The 19,161-nt window shown below is 64.6% G+C and carries 20 protein-coding genes and 1 pseudogene; 10 read left to right on the forward strand and 11 right to left on the reverse strand.

Features of this window, described 5'->3' with window-relative positions; translation table 11 throughout:
- Nucleotides 1-214 (reverse strand): transposase (locus tag F7R02_RS18115; RefSeq protein WP_439333437.1); only part of this gene is annotated, 214 nt, incomplete at its 3' end.
- Between the two features lie 18 nt (nt 215-232).
- Here F7R02_RS18115 and F7R02_RS18120 point away from each other — a divergent pair.
- Both F7R02_RS18120 and F7R02_RS18125 read left to right on the forward strand, forming a co-directional pair.
- On the forward strand, nt 233-916 hold the full coding sequence (locus F7R02_RS18120; RefSeq protein WP_078589642.1) for an ABC transporter permease subunit: 684 nt from the start codon (nt 233-235) through the stop codon (nt 914-916).
- Nucleotides 917-1,095: 179 nt separating this feature from the next.
- Entirely contained in the window at nt 1,096-2,487 is a 1,392-nt protein-coding gene (locus F7R02_RS18125) for an NAD-dependent succinate-semialdehyde dehydrogenase (protein WP_015472127.1), read from the forward strand.
- Nucleotides 2,488-2,656: 169 nt separating this feature from the next.
- Here the strand turns inward: F7R02_RS18125 and F7R02_RS18130 are convergent, their stop codons facing one another.
- From F7R02_RS18130 to F7R02_RS18175, 9 genes are all read right to left on the reverse strand, one after another.
- A complete protein-coding gene (locus F7R02_RS18130) occupies nt 2,657-3,658 on the reverse strand; it encodes a magnesium and cobalt transport protein CorA (protein WP_005915287.1) in 1,002 nt (333 codons plus the stop codon).
- Nucleotides 3,659-3,673: 15 nt separating this feature from the next.
- Nucleotides 3,674-4,957 carry a lipoprotein N-acyltransferase Lnb domain-containing protein gene (locus tag F7R02_RS18135; protein WP_078589643.1) on the reverse strand — a complete coding sequence of 428 codons (1,284 nt, stop codon included), beginning with the start codon at nt 4,955-4,957 and terminating at the stop codon, nt 3,674-3,676.
- Nucleotides 4,954-5,832 carry a CorC family transporter gene (locus F7R02_RS18140; protein WP_003488337.1) on the reverse strand — a complete coding sequence of 293 codons (879 nt, stop codon included), beginning with the start codon at nt 5,830-5,832 and terminating at the stop codon, nt 4,954-4,956. Before F7R02_RS18140 ends, F7R02_RS18135 begins: the two co-directional genes overlap by 4 nt.
- A gap of 95 nt (nt 5,833-5,927) precedes the next feature.
- Nucleotides 5,928-6,446, reverse strand: coding sequence for a hypothetical protein (locus F7R02_RS18145; RefSeq protein WP_003488338.1), 519 nt, complete (start codon nt 6,444-6,446; stop codon nt 5,928-5,930).
- Nucleotides 6,446-6,931, reverse strand: coding sequence for an rRNA maturation RNase YbeY (gene ybeY, locus F7R02_RS18150; RefSeq protein ID WP_033483446.1), 486 nt, complete (start codon nt 6,929-6,931; stop codon nt 6,446-6,448). The genes F7R02_RS18145 and ybeY overlap by 1 nt, the downstream gene beginning before the upstream one ends.
- Nucleotides 6,932-7,028: 97 nt before the next feature.
- The gene (locus F7R02_RS18155) at nt 7,029-7,577 is read right to left on the reverse strand and encodes a hypothetical protein (protein WP_033479824.1); all 549 of its coding nucleotides are present in this window, start codon (nt 7,575-7,577) and stop codon (nt 7,029-7,031) included.
- Nucleotide 7,578: 1 nt separating this feature from the next.
- Nucleotides 7,579-8,562 carry a PhoH family protein gene (locus F7R02_RS18160; protein ID WP_005915280.1) on the reverse strand — a complete coding sequence of 328 codons (984 nt, stop codon included), beginning with the start codon at nt 8,560-8,562 and terminating at the stop codon, nt 7,579-7,581.
- Between the two features lie 422 nt (nt 8,563-8,984).
- Complete coding sequence (gene miaB / locus F7R02_RS18170; protein WP_078589644.1) at nt 8,985-10,439, reverse strand: tRNA (N6-isopentenyl adenosine(37)-C2)-methylthiotransferase MiaB; 1,455 nt, start codon at nt 10,437-10,439, stop codon at nt 8,985-8,987.
- A gap of 38 nt (nt 10,440-10,477) precedes the next feature.
- Entirely contained in the window at nt 10,478-11,122 is a 645-nt protein-coding gene (locus F7R02_RS18175) for a glutathione S-transferase family protein (protein WP_003485951.1), read from the reverse strand.
- Nucleotides 11,123-11,226: 104 nt separating this feature from the next.
- Here F7R02_RS18175 and F7R02_RS18180 point away from each other — a divergent pair.
- From F7R02_RS18180 to F7R02_RS18220, 8 genes and pseudogenes are all read left to right on the forward strand, one after another.
- Nucleotides 11,227-12,160: pseudogene (locus F7R02_RS18180) on the forward strand (helix-turn-helix transcriptional regulator).
- Nucleotides 12,161-12,355: 195 nt separating this feature from the next.
- Nucleotides 12,356-13,339, forward strand: coding sequence for a lytic transglycosylase domain-containing protein (locus F7R02_RS18185; RefSeq protein ID WP_003485953.1), 984 nt, complete (start codon nt 12,356-12,358; stop codon nt 13,337-13,339).
- A 506-nt stretch (nt 13,340-13,845) separates the two neighbouring features.
- Nucleotides 13,846-14,490 (forward strand): ubiquinol-cytochrome c reductase iron-sulfur subunit, encoded by a 645-nt coding sequence (petA, locus tag F7R02_RS18195; RefSeq protein WP_003485955.1) that lies wholly within the window; start codon nt 13,846-13,848, stop codon nt 14,488-14,490.
- Entirely contained in the window at nt 14,490-15,749 is a 1,260-nt protein-coding gene (locus F7R02_RS18200) for a cytochrome b (protein ID WP_011051600.1), read from the forward strand. Before petA ends, F7R02_RS18200 begins: the two co-directional genes overlap by 1 nt.
- On the forward strand, nt 15,742-16,500 hold the full coding sequence (locus tag F7R02_RS18205) for a cytochrome c1 (protein WP_167521056.1): 759 nt from the start codon (nt 15,742-15,744) through the stop codon (nt 16,498-16,500). The genes F7R02_RS18200 and F7R02_RS18205 overlap by 8 nt, the downstream gene beginning before the upstream one ends.
- Before the next feature lie 377 nt (nt 16,501-16,877).
- A complete protein-coding gene (locus F7R02_RS18210; RefSeq protein WP_005915265.1) occupies nt 16,878-17,513 on the forward strand; it encodes a glutathione S-transferase N-terminal domain-containing protein in 636 nt (211 codons plus the stop codon).
- Between the two features lie 78 nt (nt 17,514-17,591).
- A complete protein-coding gene (locus F7R02_RS18215; RefSeq protein ID WP_005915263.1) occupies nt 17,592-18,032 on the forward strand; it encodes a ClpXP protease specificity-enhancing factor in 441 nt (146 codons plus the stop codon).
- A 189-nt stretch (nt 18,033-18,221) separates the two neighbouring features.
- On the forward strand, nt 18,222-18,554 hold the full coding sequence (locus F7R02_RS18220; protein ID WP_078589645.1) for a hypothetical protein: 333 nt from the start codon (nt 18,222-18,224) through the stop codon (nt 18,552-18,554).
- Nucleotides 18,555-18,746: 192 nt separating this feature from the next.
- On the opposite strand, the gene F7R02_RS18225 is transcribed toward F7R02_RS18220, so the two are convergent.
- Nucleotides 18,747-19,127 (reverse strand): DUF3301 domain-containing protein, encoded by a 381-nt coding sequence (locus tag F7R02_RS18225; protein WP_011051598.1) that lies wholly within the window; start codon nt 19,125-19,127, stop codon nt 18,747-18,749.
- Nucleotides 19,128-19,161: the final 34 nt, after the last annotated feature.

Here is a 19,161-nt window from a genome sequence, read left to right on the forward strand (position 1 = left end):
AACGGTTCATGCGTGTGTAGACCGTATGCCAGTTGCCAAAGCGCTTGGGTAGGCCGCGCCATTTGCAGCCATGCTCGGCAACGTAAAGGATGGCGTTGACCACTTGCAGGTTGGTCATGCTGACATTGCCGCGCTGCGCCGGCAGGCAGTGTTCGATCAGAGAAAATTGTGCTGGCGTGATCTCCATGCCCAATAGTTTAATCGCTCGGGCCATTAGTGTTAACAGGCCCTAGTGCGCGACCGGCAATTGCTCGACGCAGCCTGGGTCAGCCTGGAGGTGGCGTTCTGGACGGCCTGCGCATCGACGGTGCTGGGCACGATGGCCGCCATGGCGATGGTGCGCATGCGGCGTTTTCCCGGCAAAACCCTGTTCGGCGCACTGATCACCGCGCCGTTGGTGATGCCCGAAGTCATCATCGGTCTGTCGATCCTGCTGTTGTTGGTGTCGATGGGTGGCGTGCTCGGCATCGCGCCGCGCGGCGCGGTAGCGATCTGGGTAGCGCATGTCACCTTCACCGTATCGTTCGTGACCGTGGTGATTTCTTCGCGGCTGCAGGAACTGGACCGCTCGCTTGAAGAAGCCGCGATGGATCTCGGTGCCACGCCGCTGAAAGTGTTTTTCCAGATCACCTTGCCAATCATCGCGCCGGCCCTGGCATCGGGCTGGCTGCTGGCATTTACGCTGTCGCTGGACGATGTGGTGATCGCCAGTTTCCTGGCCGGGCCCAGTTCCACCACCTTGCCGATCAAGGTATTTTCGTCGGTGCGTCTGGGCATCAGTCCGAAGATCAATGCGCTGGCCACGCTTATGGTGCTGGCGGTGTCGGTAGCCGCGCTGATCGGCTGGTGGCTGCTGGCGCGCAGCGAAAAACGTCGCCTGCGCGATGCGCAGTTGGCACTGCAACGCGAAGGTTGATCGCGACAGGAAGGCGCGAGGCGTAGATGCGTGCAGCGGCGGGTGACCGTTGGACAGGGCAGCTTCCGAAACCAGTGCGACTGCATGCACCAGGTGGCGCCGGCGGCCGGTGCTTGCGAACACAGTGTTGCAGCAGTTTCAGGCGATTGTGACGCGCCCCGAACTTGCCGGCGTCTAGCATGACCGCCTCGCAACAGGAGACCGTCATGTCCTACGACACCGTCAACCCCGCCAACGGCCAGGTCGAGCATACCCAGCAGACCCTGGACGCCGCTGCCATCGAAGCGCGTCTGGCTGCTTCCGCCAAGGCATTTCCGGCCTGGGCCGCGTTGCCGCTGGCCGAGCGTGGCGCCTTGCTGCGCCGCATTGGCGAGGAGCTGACCAGGCGCCGCGAGGACCTGCAACGCATCATGACCGCCGAGATGGGCAAGCTGCGCCGCGAGGCGTTGGCCGAGATCGACAAGTGCGCGCAGGCCTGCGCCTATTACGCCGAACACGCTGCCGACTATCTGGCGCCGCGCGACATTCCTACCGAAGCGCAATCCAGCTATGTGCGCTACGAACCGCTGGGCTGCGTGTTCGCGGTCATGCCGTGGAATTTTCCGTTGTGGCAGGCGTTCCGGTTTCTGGCGCCAAGCCTGATGGCCGGCAACGTGTCGCTGCTCAAGCACGCCAGCAATGTGCCGCGCTGCGCTGACGCCATGAAAGAGGTGTTGGACGCCGCCGGCATTCCGCCGGGCGTGTTCGATGTGCTGCATATCGATAACGATCAGGCTGCCGATGTACTGCGCGATGACCGCATTGCTGCAGTAACGCTGACCGGCAGCGAACGCGCCGGTCGCTCGCTGGCCGCCAATGCAGGCGACCAGCTCAAGAAGTGCGTGATGGAGCTCGGCGGCAGCGATGCGTTCGTGGTGCTCGAAGACGCCGATCTGGCGCACACCGTGCCATCGGCCGTGCAGTCGCGCTTCGACAATAGCGGGCAGACCTGCATCGCCGCCAAGCGTTTCATCGTGGTGGATGCGATCGCCGACCGGTTCATCGAGCGCTTCGTCGCGGCGGCAGCCCAGCGCGTCGTGGGCGACCCGCAGCAGGACAGCACCACGCTGGCGCCGATGGCGCGTGCCGACCTGCGCGACGAATTGCACAAGCAGGTGCAGGCCAGCGTGGCGAAGGGCGCCAAGGTCTTGTTGGGCGGCGAACCGGTCGCCGGCTCGCATGCCGGCTATCCGGCGACCATTCTCGACACTGTCGCTCCCGGCATGCCGGCATACGACGAAGAATTCTTCGGCCCGGTCGCCTCGATCATCCGGGTTGCCGACGAAGCCGAAGCGGTGCGCGTGGCCAATGACACCACCTTCGGTCTCGGCGGTAGCGTATGGACGGCCGACGCCAAGCGCGGCGAGCGCGTGGCGCAGCAGCTGCAGTGCGGCGCGGCGTTCGTCAACTCAGTGGTCAAGAGCGATGTGCGCTTGCCGTTCGGCGGCATCAAACGCTCCGGCTTCGGCCGCGAGCTGGCCGAGCACGGCATCCATGAGTTCATGAACGTCAAGACGATCTATGTCGCTTGAGAGTTGGGAATAGTGAATCGGGAATCGGGAATCGGTAGAGCGGCTCGCTAGGGCGTTGGCGTGAATGCACAACCGCACTTTCTCCATTCCGCCTACATTTGGGAGATCAAGGAAACCGCTCTTACGATTCCCGATTCCCGATTCCCCAATCCCGGGCCGCAACGCGGCCCTACAGCCACTTGGCGCGCTTGAACAGGCGATACAGCACCAGGCACGAGCCCACGACGCCGGCGACCAGCAATGGGTAGGCGTAGCGGGCATCGAGTTCGGGCATGTGGGCGAAGTTCATGCCGTACCAGCTGGTGATCAAGGTAGGGGCGGCCAGCAGGGCGGCCCAGGCGCCGAGGCGCTTGACGGTTTCGCCCTGGGCCAGCGTCACCATCGACAGGTTGACGCTGAGCGCCGTGCCCAGCATTTCGCGCAGGGTGTCGATGGCATCGCTGGTGCGCACCGCGTGATCGAGCACGTCGCGCAGATAGATGCCGACTTCTTCGTGGATCAATGAGCCGGGGTTGCGCTTGAGATGCGAGAGCACGTCCTGCAGTGGCGCCACCACCAACCGCATCTTGTTGAGTTCGCGCTTGAGCTCATACAGGCGCACCACCGTCTCGCGCTTGTAGTCGTCGGCGAAGATGTCTTTTTCCAGGCGTTCCAGCGTGTCGCGGAACTCGTCCATGATCGGCAGGTAATTGTCGACCACGAAATCGAGCACGCCATACAGGCAGAACGACGCGCCCATGTGCAGCATCGCCGGCTCGCGCTCGACCCGATGCCGCACCGGCGCGTACGACAGCGACGCGCCATGCCGCACCGTCAACAGGAAGCGCCTTCCCAGGAAGGCATGCGTTTCGCCATAGCGGATGCGTTCGTTGACCAGCTGCGCCGTGTTGACCACCACGAACAGCGAGTTGCCGTAACTCTCGGCCTTGGGGCGTTGATGCGCCTTGAGCGCGTCTTCGATCGCCAGATCGTGCAGGCCGAATTCGTCCTGCAACTTGCGCAGCACCGATTCCTGCGGCTCGTACAGCCCCACCCAGACGAAGCCATCCGACTGCTGCAGCACGTCGCTGATGTGCTCCAGGCTGATGTCGTGGCGCTTGCCTTCGCCGTCGTAGTAAGCGCACGTGATGACGCAGGACGGATTATCGGGATGATGGCCTTGGCTGTTCATGAGCGCATCCTTCAATCAGCGCGTACGGACGGGCAGGTCACGCGGTCGCAGGGCAATGGCAAGTGCGGTGTGGATCGGCAGCAGCAGCATCACCCATTGCAGGTTGTCCTGCGCCTGGAAGGACAGCCAGTGGATCACCAGGGCCGCCAGCGCGCACGCCGCCACAACCCAGGAAAGCACGTTGAACCAGCGGCCCGGCCGATGGCCCAGCTGCAGCCGTATGCCGCCGAACCACAGCAGCATGCATAGCGGGTTGACCAGCAGCAGGTTGCGGTTGCCCCACGCCGACGCGTGGGCAGTGAATCCCCACAGATACACCAGCAGGCCGCCGCCGATGGCGCATAACAGCCAGAACGGCAACGCCAGTCCAGCCAACAAGCGCTGCCTGCGGCCCAGGGCCAGTACGCCGGCTGCAACGATGAGGCCGGTCAACAGCCACGGCCACCAGTGTCGCTGTTGTTCGGCGGGCTCCGGCGCGATGCGATGCGGTAGCAGCACCTGCGTGGATTGCACCAACGGGCGACCGGCACTGTTGTGCACCTGGGTCAGGCTGTCTGCCAGCCGCATCGGCACGAAGGCCTCTTCCCAACGCGACAGCGGACGATCTGCGTACGGCCCCAGGCCCAGGTCGAAGCCCAGCCACATCCAGGGGGCAGGGGAGGCCAGGCGCACCGCTTCGCTGCGGAAGGTATTGCCACGCGAACGACCGGCCAGCTGCGATTTCAGCGCGCCGCCCATCGCACGGTCCAGCGTGTCGCGCACCATGGTGGCGCAGTTGGCCATGAAGTAGTCGTAGTGGTAGCGCGCGTTTTCCGGTTGGCTACGTACCGCCAGACCCTCGGCCAGCGCGCGCGCCTGGTCTGGCGGCAGATCCAGCCACTGGACGCTGACACCGCGCCCGGCATCGCGATATTGCGACAGGTCTTCTTCCAGCGGCAGCTCGACCAGGTAGTACATCATGTCGCCGCGCGCAAAACGCGGTACGAAGTCCGGCTCGCTCGGGTCGAAGAAGCCGAAGTTGTACGAGGTGGCCTGCTGCGTGCGCGGGTCGACCACCACGATGGCATCGTGGCCGAAACGTTCGAAAAACACTTCGCCCGGCTGCATGGTGACTATGCCGACGCGTGGCGCCGGTGCAACGGTCAGCGCAGCTTCCTGCGAAGCATTGCCTTGGACAGCCTGGGCCGCTGCGAGCGGGGCGACTAGCAGCGTGAACAGGAGCAGTGCCCAGCAGGCAATCCACTGCCAGGCGCCACCGCGCTGCGGCGCCGTGCAGGCACTGCGGCTCAGCTGGTTCAAGCGTCGTCCTGCGGATCGGGCGGCAGAATGGTGACGTGGAAGGCGTGCACGCGTCGCGCATCGGCCTTGGCCACGCGGAATGCGAAGCGCCCCAGCGTCAGCTCTTCGCCGGTTTCGGGCAGGTGCCCGATCGCATCGGTGACCAGCCCACCGACGGTGTCGTACTCGTCGTCGGGGAACTCGGCGCCAAAGCGCTCGTTGAAGTCTTCGATCGGCGTCAGCGCATCGACCACATAGCGTCCATCGGCCTGGATCGCGATGAGCGAATTCTCTTCTTCGGCATCGTCGTGCTCGTCGTCGATCTCGCCGACGATCTGTTCCAGCACGTCCTCGATGGTGACCAGCCCGGCAACACCGCCGTATTCGTCCACCACGATCGCCATGTGGTTGCGCGAGAGGCGAAATTCCTTGAGCAGAACGTTGAGCTTCTTGGACTCGGGGATCAGCACCGCCGGGCGCAGCAGTTCGCGCACGTTGCCAGGGCCGTTGTCGGCCACCACGCCGCGCAACAGGTCCTTGGCCAGCAGGATGCCGAGCACTTCGTCCTTGTTCTCGCCGTGGACCGGGAAGCGCGAATGGCCGGATTCGACCACCTGCTTCATCAGGTCGATGAAGCGCGCTTCCACCGGCAGCGAGACCATCTGCGAGCGCGAGATCATCACATCGCCCACGGTCAGCTCGGACACGGAGATCGCGCCTTCCATCATGCGCAAGGTGTCTGCGGCGATGAGACCGTCCTGTTCGGCGGTCCGCAGCAAGGCGACGAGTTCGTCGCGGGTATGGGGTTCGCCGGAGAAGGCAGCGCTGAGGCGCTCGAGCCAGCTACGGCGTTTTTCCGGTGTTTCTAGGGATTGGCTACTGTCGTCTTCGGACATCGTGACGGGGAAGGGCACCCGGCAAACCAGGCGTTAGCCATCAGTCTAGCAGGAAGCCGGCACGGCGCTGTGGATGCGCCGTCGCCTGGCCCGGCTCAGGGCAGATCCAGGCTGTAGCCGCAGCCGACCACGGTCTTGCCCGGATGCGATTTGACGTTGGTCACGCTCAGTACGACCGATTCGATCATCGCCTCGCCGGTCTTGGGGTTGGTGGTGTCTTCGCTGACCAGCTCGCGCCCGTACATGACCTTCTCGGCGTTGTCCACGCCCAGTTCCAGATCCAACTGCTTGGCGAGCGGGCGCGGGTCGGGCAGGTCCAGGATCGCCATGATGCTGGCGCCGGAAAACGCGATGTGATCGGTACTGTGGCCGAACACGCGAATGGGCGTATTGAGCGTGTACTCGGTCATGAACAGGTTGGATTGATCCAGTGGCGTCCAGCCCAGCGCCACCGCCTTGAGCGGGTCGGCCAGTACCGGGGCCAACGCGCTGAAATCGCCGATACGCTGGCGGCATTCGATCAAGGCGGCAAGGTCCGGGCGCACCGGCGCGGTCTGTGCCCAGGCGCCGGGCGCGCTCAACAGCAGCAGGGCGCCGGCAATGCAAAAACGCATCAGTGTTCTCCTGCGTAAGGGTCGTCGATGCCGAGGTCGGCCAGGATCTCGCGCTCCAGTTGCTCCATCGCCTCGGCCTCCTTGTCGTCTTCGTGATCCCAGCCAAGCAAGTGCAAGGTGCCATGCACGGTCAGGTGCGCGTAGTGCGCAGCCAGCGATTTGCCTTGCTCGGTGGCCTCGCGCGCCACCACCGGCGCGCAGATCACCAGATCGCCCAGCAGCGGCATCTTGATGCCCTTGGGCAGGCCTTCCGGCAGTTCGGCGGGGAAGCTCAGCACGTTGGTGGCGTAATCCTTGCCGCGGTAATGGTGATTGAGCGAGCAGCCTTCCTTCTCGTCGACCACGCGCACTGCCAGATCGGCCTCGCGGATGCGCCCCTTCAACGCTGCGGCCACCCACTTGCGAAAACTCACCGCCGACGGCAGGCCGGCGCGCGGCAGCGCATAGCTGACGGCAACGTCGAGGCGGACAGGGCCTTTGGTCATGGAACACCGGCATTCAGATCAGACAGAGGTGACAGTATCGCGCGAGTGGCGTCCTGCTGCGACGCCTGCGTGTGCGTCCTGGCCGCCCGGTCCGGGATCAGCGAACGCACTCGACCAGCACCATGACAAGCGCGCCGCCGTTGGCAACACGATAAAACGCACTGCCCATCGGCCCGTTCTGGCAGTGCGGGTCGACCCGTCTGACCTCCAGGGCCGGCGCGAAACCCGGTGGCGATTGGGTCCAGATTGCGGCTTGGGCGTGCTCCAGCAAGCGACCAACCAGATAGCGCGTGTCGGCACTTTCCTTGTCATCGTGAGCCACTGCGCAGCCGAAGCGGTCGTGCGCTTTGCCGGTAGCGGCAAGGAGCGCCTGCGCTCGCGTTGCGGCTAGCAGCGCCTGTCGCCGCGCATCCTCGTCGGCCGCCGCCGCACCGGCTGCAGGTGTCGCCGACGCCAGGCGTTCCAGTTCGGCCCGGTCCAACAGGATGGTCGCTTGCGCACCGGCCAGCGAGACACAGGACGGGGCCAGCTGCTGCCGCAGCATGACGCGCGTGGTCGTGTCGGTCTGTTGGCGTGCCTGCGCATGCGCAGGTTGGTGGCAAGCCAGTACCAACCACACCCCAAGCAGGAGGGCGCGGCCTTGCACGTCAGTCAGCCGCAGGAGGCAGCACGGCGCTATCACGCTTGTCGTAGGCAGTGACGATGCGCTGCACCAATGGGTGACGCACCACGTCGCGCGCTTCGAAGAAGGTGAAACTGGTGCCTTCCACATCGCGCAGCACTTCGATCGCATCGCGCAGGCCGGATTTGACATGCTTGGGCAGATCGATCTGGGTGAGATCGCCGGTGACCACCGCCGTGGAGCCGAAGCCCAGGCGGGTCAGGAACATCTTCATCTGTTCGATGGTGGTGTTCTGCGCTTCGTCCAGAATCACGTAGGCATCGTTGAGCGTGCGGCCGCGCATATAGGCCAGCGGCGCGATTTCGATGACGTTGCGCTCCAGCAACTTGACCACTTTTTCCACGCCGAGCATCTCGTACAGCGCATCGTAGAGCGGGCGCAGGTACGGGTCGACCTTCTGGCTGAGATCGCCAGGCAGAAAGCCGAGTTTTTCGCCGGCTTCCACTGCCGGGCGCACCAGAATCAGCCGCTGCACACGCGACTCGTTGAGCGCTTCAACCGCGCTTGCTACCGCCAGGAAGGTCTTGCCGGTCCCGGCCGGACCGATGCCGAAATTGATGTCGTGGGTGGCGATCGCGTGCAGGTATTTGGCCTGGTTGGCGCCACGGCCGCGCACGGTGCCGCGCTTGACCTTGATCGCCACATCCTGGGCCTGGTACGCGCGCTCGGCCACATGTTCGAGGTTGGCCTCGTTGAGCCGCAGGTGGATTGCGTGCGTGTCGAAGGTGGTGGTTGCGGCCTCCTCGTACAACGCGGTCAACAGCGACTGGGCGGCGGCGATGGCCGGCTCCGGTCCGGTCACCCGGAAGACGTTGCCACGGTTGGCGATCTCGACGCCAAGCTTGAGTTCGATCTGGCGCAGATGCGCATCGAACGGACCGGCCAGATTGGCCAGCCGCTCGATGTCCTCGGGTTCCAGGGTGAAATCGCGATGTGCGGGTGCGTTCATGGTTGGATCGGAAAGCGCACCTGGGTGCGCGTCGGTAGGGCGGGAGAGAAAGGGTAGCGCGCGGCATGTGATCCCACCAACACAGCGGACGGCGCGGCACCCGGCCATGCAACCGTCCGCAGTCGCGTGCAGGTTTTCCACAAGCGCTGTGGAGTCACGCATCACTAACCTGTGGATAAAACGCGTCGCGCTTACTCGCGCAAGGTTTGCCGGGGCGGTGATGAAAAAATCGCCAGTGTCGCCAGGGTTGTCCACACGCGATGTGGATCGAATTCCGCAAAGCCTGTGGGTAAGTATGACGAGGCCTTGCGCCGCAAGGCGCGACAGCTGTGTGGTGAAATTTTGACCATTTCGCGCGACACGCTTCGGCGCGTGGTTGCCTTGCTTGGAGGAGCGCCGCATTGCGCAGCGCCCACGCGCCATCAATGTGCGCTGTCGTCCAATTGAATCCGACCACGCAGCGAATTGCTCATTGCCTCGGTGATCAACACATCGACGAACTGTCCGATCAAACGTGGGTTGCCCGGGAAATTCACCGGGCGCATGTTTTCGCTCTTGCCGGTCAATTCGTTCGGATCGCGCCGCGAGGGGCCTTCCACCAGCACGCGCTGCACGCTGCCCACCATCGATTGCGAAATGCTCGCCGCGTGCGCATTGATATGCGCCTGCAGACGCGCAAGACGCGCCTGCTTCACTGCCTCCGGCGTGTCGTCCTGCAGGTCCGATGCCGGGGTGCCGGGGCGACGCGAATACACGAACGAAAAGCTCTGGTCGAAGCCTACGTCTTCGATTAGCTTCATGGTCTTTTCGAAGTCGGCTTCGGTCTCGCCAGGAAAGCCGACGATGAAGTCCGAACTGATCGAGATGTCCGGGCGCACTGCGCGCAGCTTGCGGATCTTCGACTTGAATTCCAGCGCGGTGTAGCCACGCTTCATCGCCGACAGAATGCGGTCGCTGCCGGCCTGCACCGGCAGGTGCAGGTAGTTGGCCAGCTGCGACACATCGCGGTAGGCATCCACCAGCGAATCGGAAAACTCCAGCGGATGCGAGGTGGTGAAGCGGATGCGGCCGATGCCCTCGATCTGCGCGATGGTGCGGATCAGCAGGCCCAGATCGGCGTACTGCGCGGCGTCGCCGGCATCGGCGCCATACGCACCGCGATACGCATTGACGTTCTGGCCGAGCAGGTTGATCTCGCGCACGCCTTGCGCTGCCAATTGCGCCACTTCCACCAGCACGTCTTCGAACGGCCGGCTGACTTCTTCGCCACGGGTGTAGGGCACCACGCAGAACGAGCAGTATTTGGAGCAGCCTTCCATGATCGACACGAACGCCGAGGGGCCCTCGGCACGCGGCTCGGGCAGGCGGTCGAACTTCTCGATCTCCGGGAAGCTGATGTCCACCTGCGACTTGCCCGATTCGCGCCGCGCGCGGATCAGCTCCGGCAGCCGATGCAGCGTTTGCGGACCGAACACCAGGTCCACGTAGGGCGCGCGCTTGACGATGGCTTCGCCTTCCTGCGATGCCACGCAGCCGCCGACGCCGATGATCACCGGCTTGCCGCCGGCCTTCAGCGCCTTCCAGCGACCCAGCTGGCTGAAGACCTTTTCCTGCGCCTTTTCGCGAATGGAGCAGGTGTTGACCAGCACTACATCCGCTTCTTCCGGATTGTCGGTCAGCTCCAGCCCTTCGGAGGCGGCAAGCACGTCGGCCATCTTGGCCGAGTCGTACTCGTTCATCTGGCATCCGTGGGTCTTGATATAGAGCTTGCCGCGCACCACGGCAGGCGCCGATGGGCGCGCGACGGGCAAGGGCAACAGGGCGGGTGCGTCCACGGCAGCGGCCGCGGACAGGTCGGAAACGGGTGTCCCGGGCATGGCGCTTATTCCAGGCGGGTAGAAGAGAGCCGCGCAGTTTACCCGCTTGCGCTGGCGCCGTCCGCGGGCGCGCGCCCGGCGTCGACGGCTTCGGCGCGCGCCACCGCCGGGCGCGCGACCATCCGGGCGATATAGGCGCGGGTCGGGGCGGGCGGATCGATCAGGCCAAACTCCACCATCCACGCCAAGGCGCCGCCCCACAGCACATCGGCCGCACTGCAGCGCTCGCCCAGCAGGTAATCGCCCTTGGCCAGCTGCGCATCCACCACCTGCAGCACGGTGTCGGCATCGGCATAAGGCGAGAGCGAGCGCGGCGGGGCGCTGCGCTTGAGCGCAAGATCGATGATCGCCGGTTCGAAGGCAGAGCCGTAGAACGCAAGCCAGCGCAGGTAGGCGCCACGGTCGGTATCGCCCGGCGCCGGCGACAGACCGGCTTCCGGATACAGCTCGGCCAGGTACTGATAGATGGCGCCCTGTTCGGTGACCACGCTGGTGCCATGAACAATGGTTGGAATCTTGCCCATCGGGTTGATCGCAAGGAATTCCGGCGTGCGCTGCTGCTCCTTTTCCAGATCGATGGGCTGCAGGCGGTAGCGTGCGCCCAGTTCTTCCAGCAAGACCAGCACTCCGCGCGAGCGGGAGCGGGGGTTGTGGAAGAGGGTGACGTGGCGGTCGTCGGACATTGCGGTCTCCAGGTGGCTGCGGTGGCGAGCGGGTGGTGTGATGGCTGGTATCACGACTGTACGGGCCACTTGCGGACAGTTTCTGTCCGCAATACGGTGGCGCGATGGCTTCCACTGCTGCCCGCCTGTTGCGTCTGCTTTCCCTGCTGCAAGGTGGCCGGAGCTGGTCAGGTGTGGCGCTGGCAGAACGTTTGGACATCCATCCGCGCAGCCTGCGACGCGATATCGAACGCCTGCGCGAAGCGGGTTATCCGGTGCATGCAGCGCCCGGCAGCGGCGGCGGCTACCGGCTGGGGCAGGGCGGTGGCGCTGACCGTGGCGGTCGCCTTGCGCGCCGCCGCGCCAGCGGTGCGCGGGATGGACGCCGCCGCGGCACGCGTGATGGCCAAACTGGATCCCCTGCTGCCGCGCCGCAGCGGCCAGCGCGCCAGTGCCGCGCATGCCGCCATGGCCAGCATGCCGGCTGCCGAAACGGAATCGCTGGTCGATGCGGACCTGCTCGGCCAGTTGGCGGCCGCCTGCCGCGACCGGGCCACGCTGCGGCTGGACTATCGGCGCCATTCGGGTACGGCCATCACCCGTAACGTCGAGCCGGCGCTGCTGGTGAACTACGGGCGGCGCTGGTACCTGCTGGTCTGGGACTGCGAACGCCAGGACTGGCGCAGCCTGCGCGCGGACCGGATCGATCAGGCGCTCGCCACCGGCGCGCGGTTCGCTCCCCGCGCATTGCCCGAAGAGCCGCTACAGCTGTTGCGCAAGGCGATCGGCGAAGCACCGTTCCCGTGCCGGGCGCGGGTGCGTTTGGCCGGCACGGTCGAGGCATTGGCAGCGCGCATCCCGCCCTGGCTGGGTGCATTGCAGGCCGATGGTCCCGCACATTGCTGGCTGGGTCTTGGCGCGCCGAGCTTGCCCGCGCTGGCAGCCAACCTGTTGTTGCTGGACCTGCCGTTCGACGCGATTGCGCCGGCCGAAGTCCGCCCCACCTTGACGCAGGCGCTGGACACGTTGCGCACGCAGCTGGACCGCCTGCCACAGTGAGGGCGGCCAACAAGCCGCAGCGAGCGGTGGTCGGGTCGGCGGCGGCGCGCTAGTCATCGGAATCGGAGTGCGCGATCGGCACTCAAGGATGTGAGCGCCGGTTTCGCCAGCCTGGTGGCTGCGCTGGCGCTTTGGTGGTTGCTCCAGCGCTGGCCGACACTTGGCAAGCCCTGGGCAAGCTGGGACACTCCGCGCATGAAGGGGATGTCAAGATTGCTGGGGCTGATGCTCGTCACGTTGTCGGCTGCGCCGGTCAGCGCCGGCACGCTGTACAAGTGCGTCGGCGCTGACGGTATCACCAGCTACCTGAGCAAGCGCCAGAGCGGCGCCACCTGCAGCGTCATCAGCAGCTATACCCCCGACCGTTCGGCCCGCCGCCCTCCTTCATCTCCCTCGGCCGGGCGTCTGGCCGTCAGCCCCGCGCCCAGCATGGCCAATATCGACAGCGGCGCGCCGGCCACCATGATCAGCCAGCCAGTCAGCCAGCCGCCGCGGCATGCCGCCGAGGTCGCTTCGGCGCCGGCTCCGCGTGCGTTGACGGAGTCGTCCGTCTCGGTCGTCACGCCGCCAGCGCCAGCAGCAGCCAATCCGCGCCGGGTCGTCAGCGGGCAGGTGTACTCCTATATGAAGGACGGCGTGCGCCATTATACCAGCGCCCGTCCGCGCCAGGTCGCCAGCATCGAAGGCCTGCGCACCATCCATTACAGCTTTATCGAAACCTGCTACGCCTGCGGTGCCAAGCCCGGGGTTAATTTCGGTGCGATCCGGCTCAACACCAACGCCTACCAGCAGGAAATCGCAGCGGCGGCGCGCGAGTTCGGAGTGGAAGAATCGATCGTGCGCGCGATCATCCACGCCGAATCGGCCTACAACCCGCTCGCGCTCAGTCGCGCCGGTGCGCAAGGCCTGATGCAGTTGATGCCGGGCACGGCACGCAGGTTCGGCGTTAGCGATGCCTATGATGCAGCGCAAAATATTCGCGGCGGGGTGCAGTATCTGTCCTGGCTGCTGAAACGCTTCAATGGCGACCTCACCCTGGCCGCTGCCGGCTACAACGCCGGCGAGGGCGCGGTGGACCGTTATGGCGGCGTACCGCCATATAGCGAGACCCAGCGGTACGTGCAACGCGTGGGCGTATTGGCCGGCCGCTATCGTGGCCAGGCGACTGCAGCCAACTAGAGCGGCTGATGGATGACCGTGCAGCCGGCCGGCGGGCGCGGCCGGTACTCCGGACATGGCGCAAGCGCCGCGGCGTCGACGCGATCCACTCCCCGGACCACTGCTGACGTATGGGTAGCCGCTCTTGCGAATATTCGCCACGGCGCTGCGCAGCGTGCGACTGGGCGAGTGCTTCCGTATCGGCGACATCGGTTGCAGCGCCCACAGCCGGTCGTGGACCATCGTGATTGCTGCGCTTGCACCATGCCCACGCATCCACTGCACGCGTGCAGTGCCGTTGCAGCCCATGCAAGGGCACTACGTCACAGCCATCCGTCTCCCACGCTCCTTGAACTCCATCTGATCGGCTGCCGTCTGCATCGGCCGTTGCATCGCATAGGGCCGACTGCGTACATTGCGTTGTCTGTGCATTAAGCGTTCCGCTACACTGCGGTCGATTCATCGCGGCTGGACCCCCCGCCAGCCGTTGGCAGCCTCACGCTACCTAATCAAGATCGGAGAGCCGGATGGCCAACGATGGGGTTAACGCACCTGCTGATATCGGGCGTCGTCGGTTTTTAACCGCGACAACGGCCGTGGTCGGTGCGGTCGGAGCAGGATTCGTTGCAGTTCCATTCGTGAAGTCGTGGAATCCCAGTGCGCGCGCCAAGTTGGCCGGCGCACCGGTCACCGCCGACATCAGCGCCTTGCAGGAAGGCCAGCGCATGGTCCTTGAATGGCGCGGTCAGCCCATCTGGATCGTCAAGCGCTCCAAGGCCATGCTCGACGCACTTCCGTCGCTGGACGACCGGCTCAAGGACCCCAAGTCCGAGAACAAGGATCAGCAGCCGGAGTACGTGCTGAAAAACCCGGAGTATCGCTCGATCAAGTCCGACATTTCGGTGCTGGTCGGGCTATGTACGCATCTGGGCTGCTCGCCGGAGATGGTCGCCGAAATCCGCCCCGAGCCTTACGACCCGCAGTGGAAGGGCGGTTATTTCTGCCCTTGCCACAAGTCGCGCTTCGACATGTCTGGCCGCGTCTTCGACGGCGTGCCGGCACCGATCAATCTGCTGGTGCCCCCACACCACTACGTGGACGACAACACCTTGGTGATCGGCGTCGATCCTGACGATGCCGGTGCGTCGACCAAAACCACGGGGGCTGCCTGATGAGCAATGTTCTGGTCCGTACCGCAAACGGCGTGTTCGATTGGGTCAACGAGCGCGCGCCCGGGCTGATGCCCATGTATCGCAAGCACGTCAGCGAGTACTACGCGCCGAAGAACTTCAATCTCTGGTACTACTTCGGTTCGCTGGCCATCGTGGTGCTGGTCAACCAGATCGTCACCGGCATCTTCCTGACGATGCACTACAAGACCAGCGCCGCCGATGCATTCGCGTCGATCGAATACATCATGCGCGACGTGGAGTGGGGTTGGCTGATCCGCTACATGCACAGCACCGGCGCCTCGCTGTTTTTCATCGTGGTGTACCTGCACATGTTCCGCGGCTTGATGTACGGCAGCTACCAGAAGCCGCGCGAACTGGTGTGGATTCTCGGCATGTTGATCTACCTGGTGCTGATGGCCGAAGCCTTCATGGGCTATGTCCTGCCGTGGGGACAGATGTCGTTCTGGGGCGCGAAGGTGATCATCTCGCTGTTCGGCGCCATTCCGGTGATCGGCAATGGGCTGACCGAGTGGATCATGGGCGACTACCTGCCCGGGGATGCCACGCTCAATCGCTTCTTCGCCTTGCACGTAATCGCACTGCCGTTGGTGCTGCTGCTGTTGATCGTGCTGCACATCGGCGCGCTGCACGAAGTAGGCTCCAACAACCCGGACGGCGTGGACATCAAGAAAGGTCCGAAGGGCAATCGCTGGGATGCGCACAAGCCGGCCGACGGCATTCCGTTCCACCCCTATTACACGGTCAAGGACCTGGTCGGCGTCGGATTCCTGCTGTTGATCGCTGCCTTCATCATCTTCTTCGCGCCGGCGTTCGGCGGCCTGTTCCTGGAGCACGACAACTTCACCGAAGCTAACCGGCTGGTGACGCCGGAGCACATCAAGCCGGTGTGGTACTACACGCCGTACTACGCCATGTTGCGCGTGGTGCCCAACAAGCTTGGTGGCGTGCTGGTGATGTTCTCGGCCATCGCGATCCTGTTCCTGGTGCCCTGGCTGGATCGCGCCAAGGTACGCTCGGTGCGCTACCGCGGCTGGATTTCCAAGCTGGCGTTGGGCGTGCTGGTGGTGTGCTTCGTCTGGCTGGGCGTGATCGGTTCCGGCCCCGGCACCGATGCGCACGAAACCTATGTCGGGCGGGTGTTGACCTTCCTGTACTTCGCCTTCTTCATCACCATGCCGGTGTGGACGCGGCTGGACAAAACCAAGCCGGTGCCGGAGCGGGTGACGACCCATGACTAATCCCAACGTGACGTCTTGGAAGTCGCGCGTGGTCGCCTTGCTCTGCGGCCTGATGGTCGCTGGCGGTGCGGTGGCGGCCGAAGGCGGGGCGGTGCAGCAGGCAGGTAACGACCTGAGCGATCGCGCGTCGCTGCAACGCGGTGCGCAGTTGTTCATGAACTACTGCTCCGGCTGCCATTCGTTGAAGTACCTGCGCTATTCGCGCATGGCCAGCGATCTGGGCTTGAGCGAAGAGGAGGTCATGACCAACCTCAACTTCACCGGCGCCAAAGTCGGCGAACACATCGAAGGCACCATGCCGCACGATGCGGCGACCAAATGGTTCGGCAAGGCGCCGCCGGATCTGACCTTGATCGCACGCGTGCGCGGTACGGACTGGGTCTACACCTATCTCAAGTCGTTTTATCTGGATCAGACCCGCCCGCTGGGCTGGAACAACAAGCTGTTTCCGAACGCCTCCATGCCCAACCCGCTATGGGAGTTGCAAGGCCTGCAGCAGGCGCAGTTCGGCCCGGCCGACAAGGCCACCGGCGACAAGCCGGTAGAGGCATTGAAGCTTGGGCAGCCGGGGCGTCAAACGCCGATGGAATTCGACCAGACCGTGCGCGATATCGCCAACTTCCTCGAGTACGCCGGCGAGCCAGCTGCATTGAAGCGCCAGAGCATGGGCGTGTGGGTGGTCCTATTCCTGGCGCTGCTCACCTTCATCGCTTATTTGCTGAAGAAGGAATACTGGAAGGACGTGCATTGAGCGCTGCGTAGGCCGTCATCGGCTGCGGGAGCGAACAATTGCAGTGCAGGGCGGGCATCGCCAGGTGCTTGGAGACCTCGCTGATCGCCGAGCCTTGCGCCGCTCCCAACGGGAAAGCGCTTGCCTCCTCTCCCGTGCGGAGAGAGGGGGCAGGGCGATGGTTGGCAGGGCGAACGGCCCGTCTACCCGGGCCGGGTAGATCCCTGCGACGGTGTTGCAGCGCCCACACGTCAGCCGGCTTATCGGAACATTAATAAGCCCTATCACTCTTGGCTTTTGCGTGACGTGATTGCACACTCGATAGACCGTGGTGACTGTCGGCGTTGGGCCGGCCGCGCCGATGCGGCCGGCGGATTCCGGTCGTCGGAGAGCCTTGAATGGCGACGAGTGTGCGTATGCGGAATACCTTGACTTTGTTTTCGTCCAACGACGACGTGTTGTGCCACCGGGTTCGTCTGGTCCTGGCGGCGAAAGGGGTGACCTACGACCTGGTGCCGGTCGACCCGCAAAATCCTCCCGAAGATCTGATCGATCTCAATCCCTATCATTCAGTGCCGACGCTGGTCGAACGCGACCTGGTGCTGTACGCCGCGTCGGTGGTCAGCGAATACCTGGACGAGCGCTATCCGCATCCGCCGCTGATGCCGGTCGACCCGCTCTCGCGTGCGCGTCTGCGCCTGGCGATGTTGCGCATCGAGCATGACTGGGTGCCGCAAGTCCAGGCGATCCAGCTCGGCAACAAGACGCAGGCCGAGGCCGGCCGCAAGCGTCTGAAAGAACTGCTCACCGCATCGGTGCCGTTGTTCAAGGCCAGCAAATTCTTCCTCAATCCGGAAATGAGTCTGGCCGATTGTGCGATGGCGCCGATCATCTGGCGACTGGACGCGTTGGAAATCAGCCTGCCCAAGGACGGCAAGGCGATCGAGGATTACGGCAACCGGATCTTCCGCAACCCGGGCTTTATCCGCAGTCTGACCGATCAGGAAAAGAAGCTGCGCGATCTGCCGGGCTGATGCGACGGCTGTATGCCAACAGACCGACTTCCGATCGCATGGCCGCCGCGACGGGCCATGTACGGGTAAAATGACGCAATGAGCGAAGATTTCCCCCGCATGACCAGCCATCGCCCGTACCTGTTGCGGGCCTTGGTCGAATGGATCAACGACAACGGCATGACGCCGCACGTTTTGGTGGATGCCGGCCTGCCCGGTGTGCAGGTGCCTGCCAGTGCCGTCAAGGACGGTCGCGTCGTCTTGAATATCGCCGAGCGTGCCGTGGTCGGCCTGCAGGTGGACAACGAAAGCGTGAGCTTCACTGCACGCTTCGGTGGCGTGAGCCATCCGGTGATGGTGCCGATGGCTGCCGTGCTGGCGGTCTATGCGCGCGAAACCGGGCAGGGCATGGCGCTGCCGGACGACATCCCCGGCACCAGCAGCGAGCCACCGGATCCGGGCTCGCCACCGCCGAGCGCGCCGACGCCGGACGAGCCGCCCAGCGGTGGCAAGCGCCCGCATCTTCGCGTGGTGAAGTAAGGACAGCGCACCGCCCCCTGCGCCGCCGCAAGGCGAGTGCAGGCCGGTGTTCGGAATCGGCAGGTGCCCCAGTAAACTGACGATTCCCGCGTGCCGTCCACGGTCAACGGTGACGGCGCCCCAGGTTCTGCTGGCTGCGGTGAAAGCGGCCAGCGTATGACCTGCAGCCTCGCCAAGTGGAGGGTTCGATTGCACGTGGAGCGCACCCTTCATGTCGATTGCAGCGCGCCGGATGCGTCCGGCGCACTCGAGGACGCGTACGAGTACGACATCTATCGCTTCGTGGACGGCGAGCGTTGTCTGATTGCGCGCAGCTACATCGACACGCCGAGTGAGGCGCATTTTCTCAGCATCGAAATTGCCGGCAAGTCGCGTCTATTGAAGGATGCCGATCTGCCGGATCCGTTGTGGCTGTTCGCCCGGGCGCAGCTGCGTCGAGAGGGCAAGCTGCAGTTGTGCTGGCTGAGCGGCAGGGACAATGGCTACGAGCCCGTTCCCGCGGATTCGACGTCTTTGGAATAAGTGGCCGGCTGTGTGGAGTGCCGCCGACTGATGCAACGGCCAGCCGCGTACACAGACGGCGACAGCGCGCAGCGACAGCTCGACGATTGCTGGAATCCATAGGGAAACTGGCGAGCCAATCGCTGTAACCCGGACATGTGAAGCTGCAGGTATGTCAGGTGTCAGCGCGCACGTGACCTGCAACTGCGCGCCTCACTCCAGACGTTCATGCTCCGGGTGCAATGCCCTGACGGTAGCGACCTGCGGCCCGGTGAAGGCAATCAGTTGATCGCCGCGCAGCACCAGCTTGCCGCTATGGCGATCCACGCCGTCGTAGGAATAGTCGAAGCGGAAGGTGCGCTCGAAGCCCAGCCAGCCGCTGGGCATCCTGCATACGCGGATATTGGTGGAATGCACGCTCTGGTCCAGCCATTGCACGTCTGCCGCGCGGCAGGCATTGCGGCCAAGAATGTCGGCGCGTTCGGCAGCCGCGCGCGAGGAGTTCCAGAACGCGAACAGCGCGGCGCCGGCGATCATGAAAAGAATCAGGCTGGGCATGCCGTCAATGTGCCACGGCACGTGGCCGACGGACAATCGCCGGGCCGGCGCCGCAGCGTTGCGAAGGCGT

The sequence above is a fragment of the Xanthomonas cissicola genome (assembly GCF_008801575.1).
GTDB lineage: Bacteria > Pseudomonadota > Gammaproteobacteria > Xanthomonadales > Xanthomonadaceae > Xanthomonas > Xanthomonas cissicola.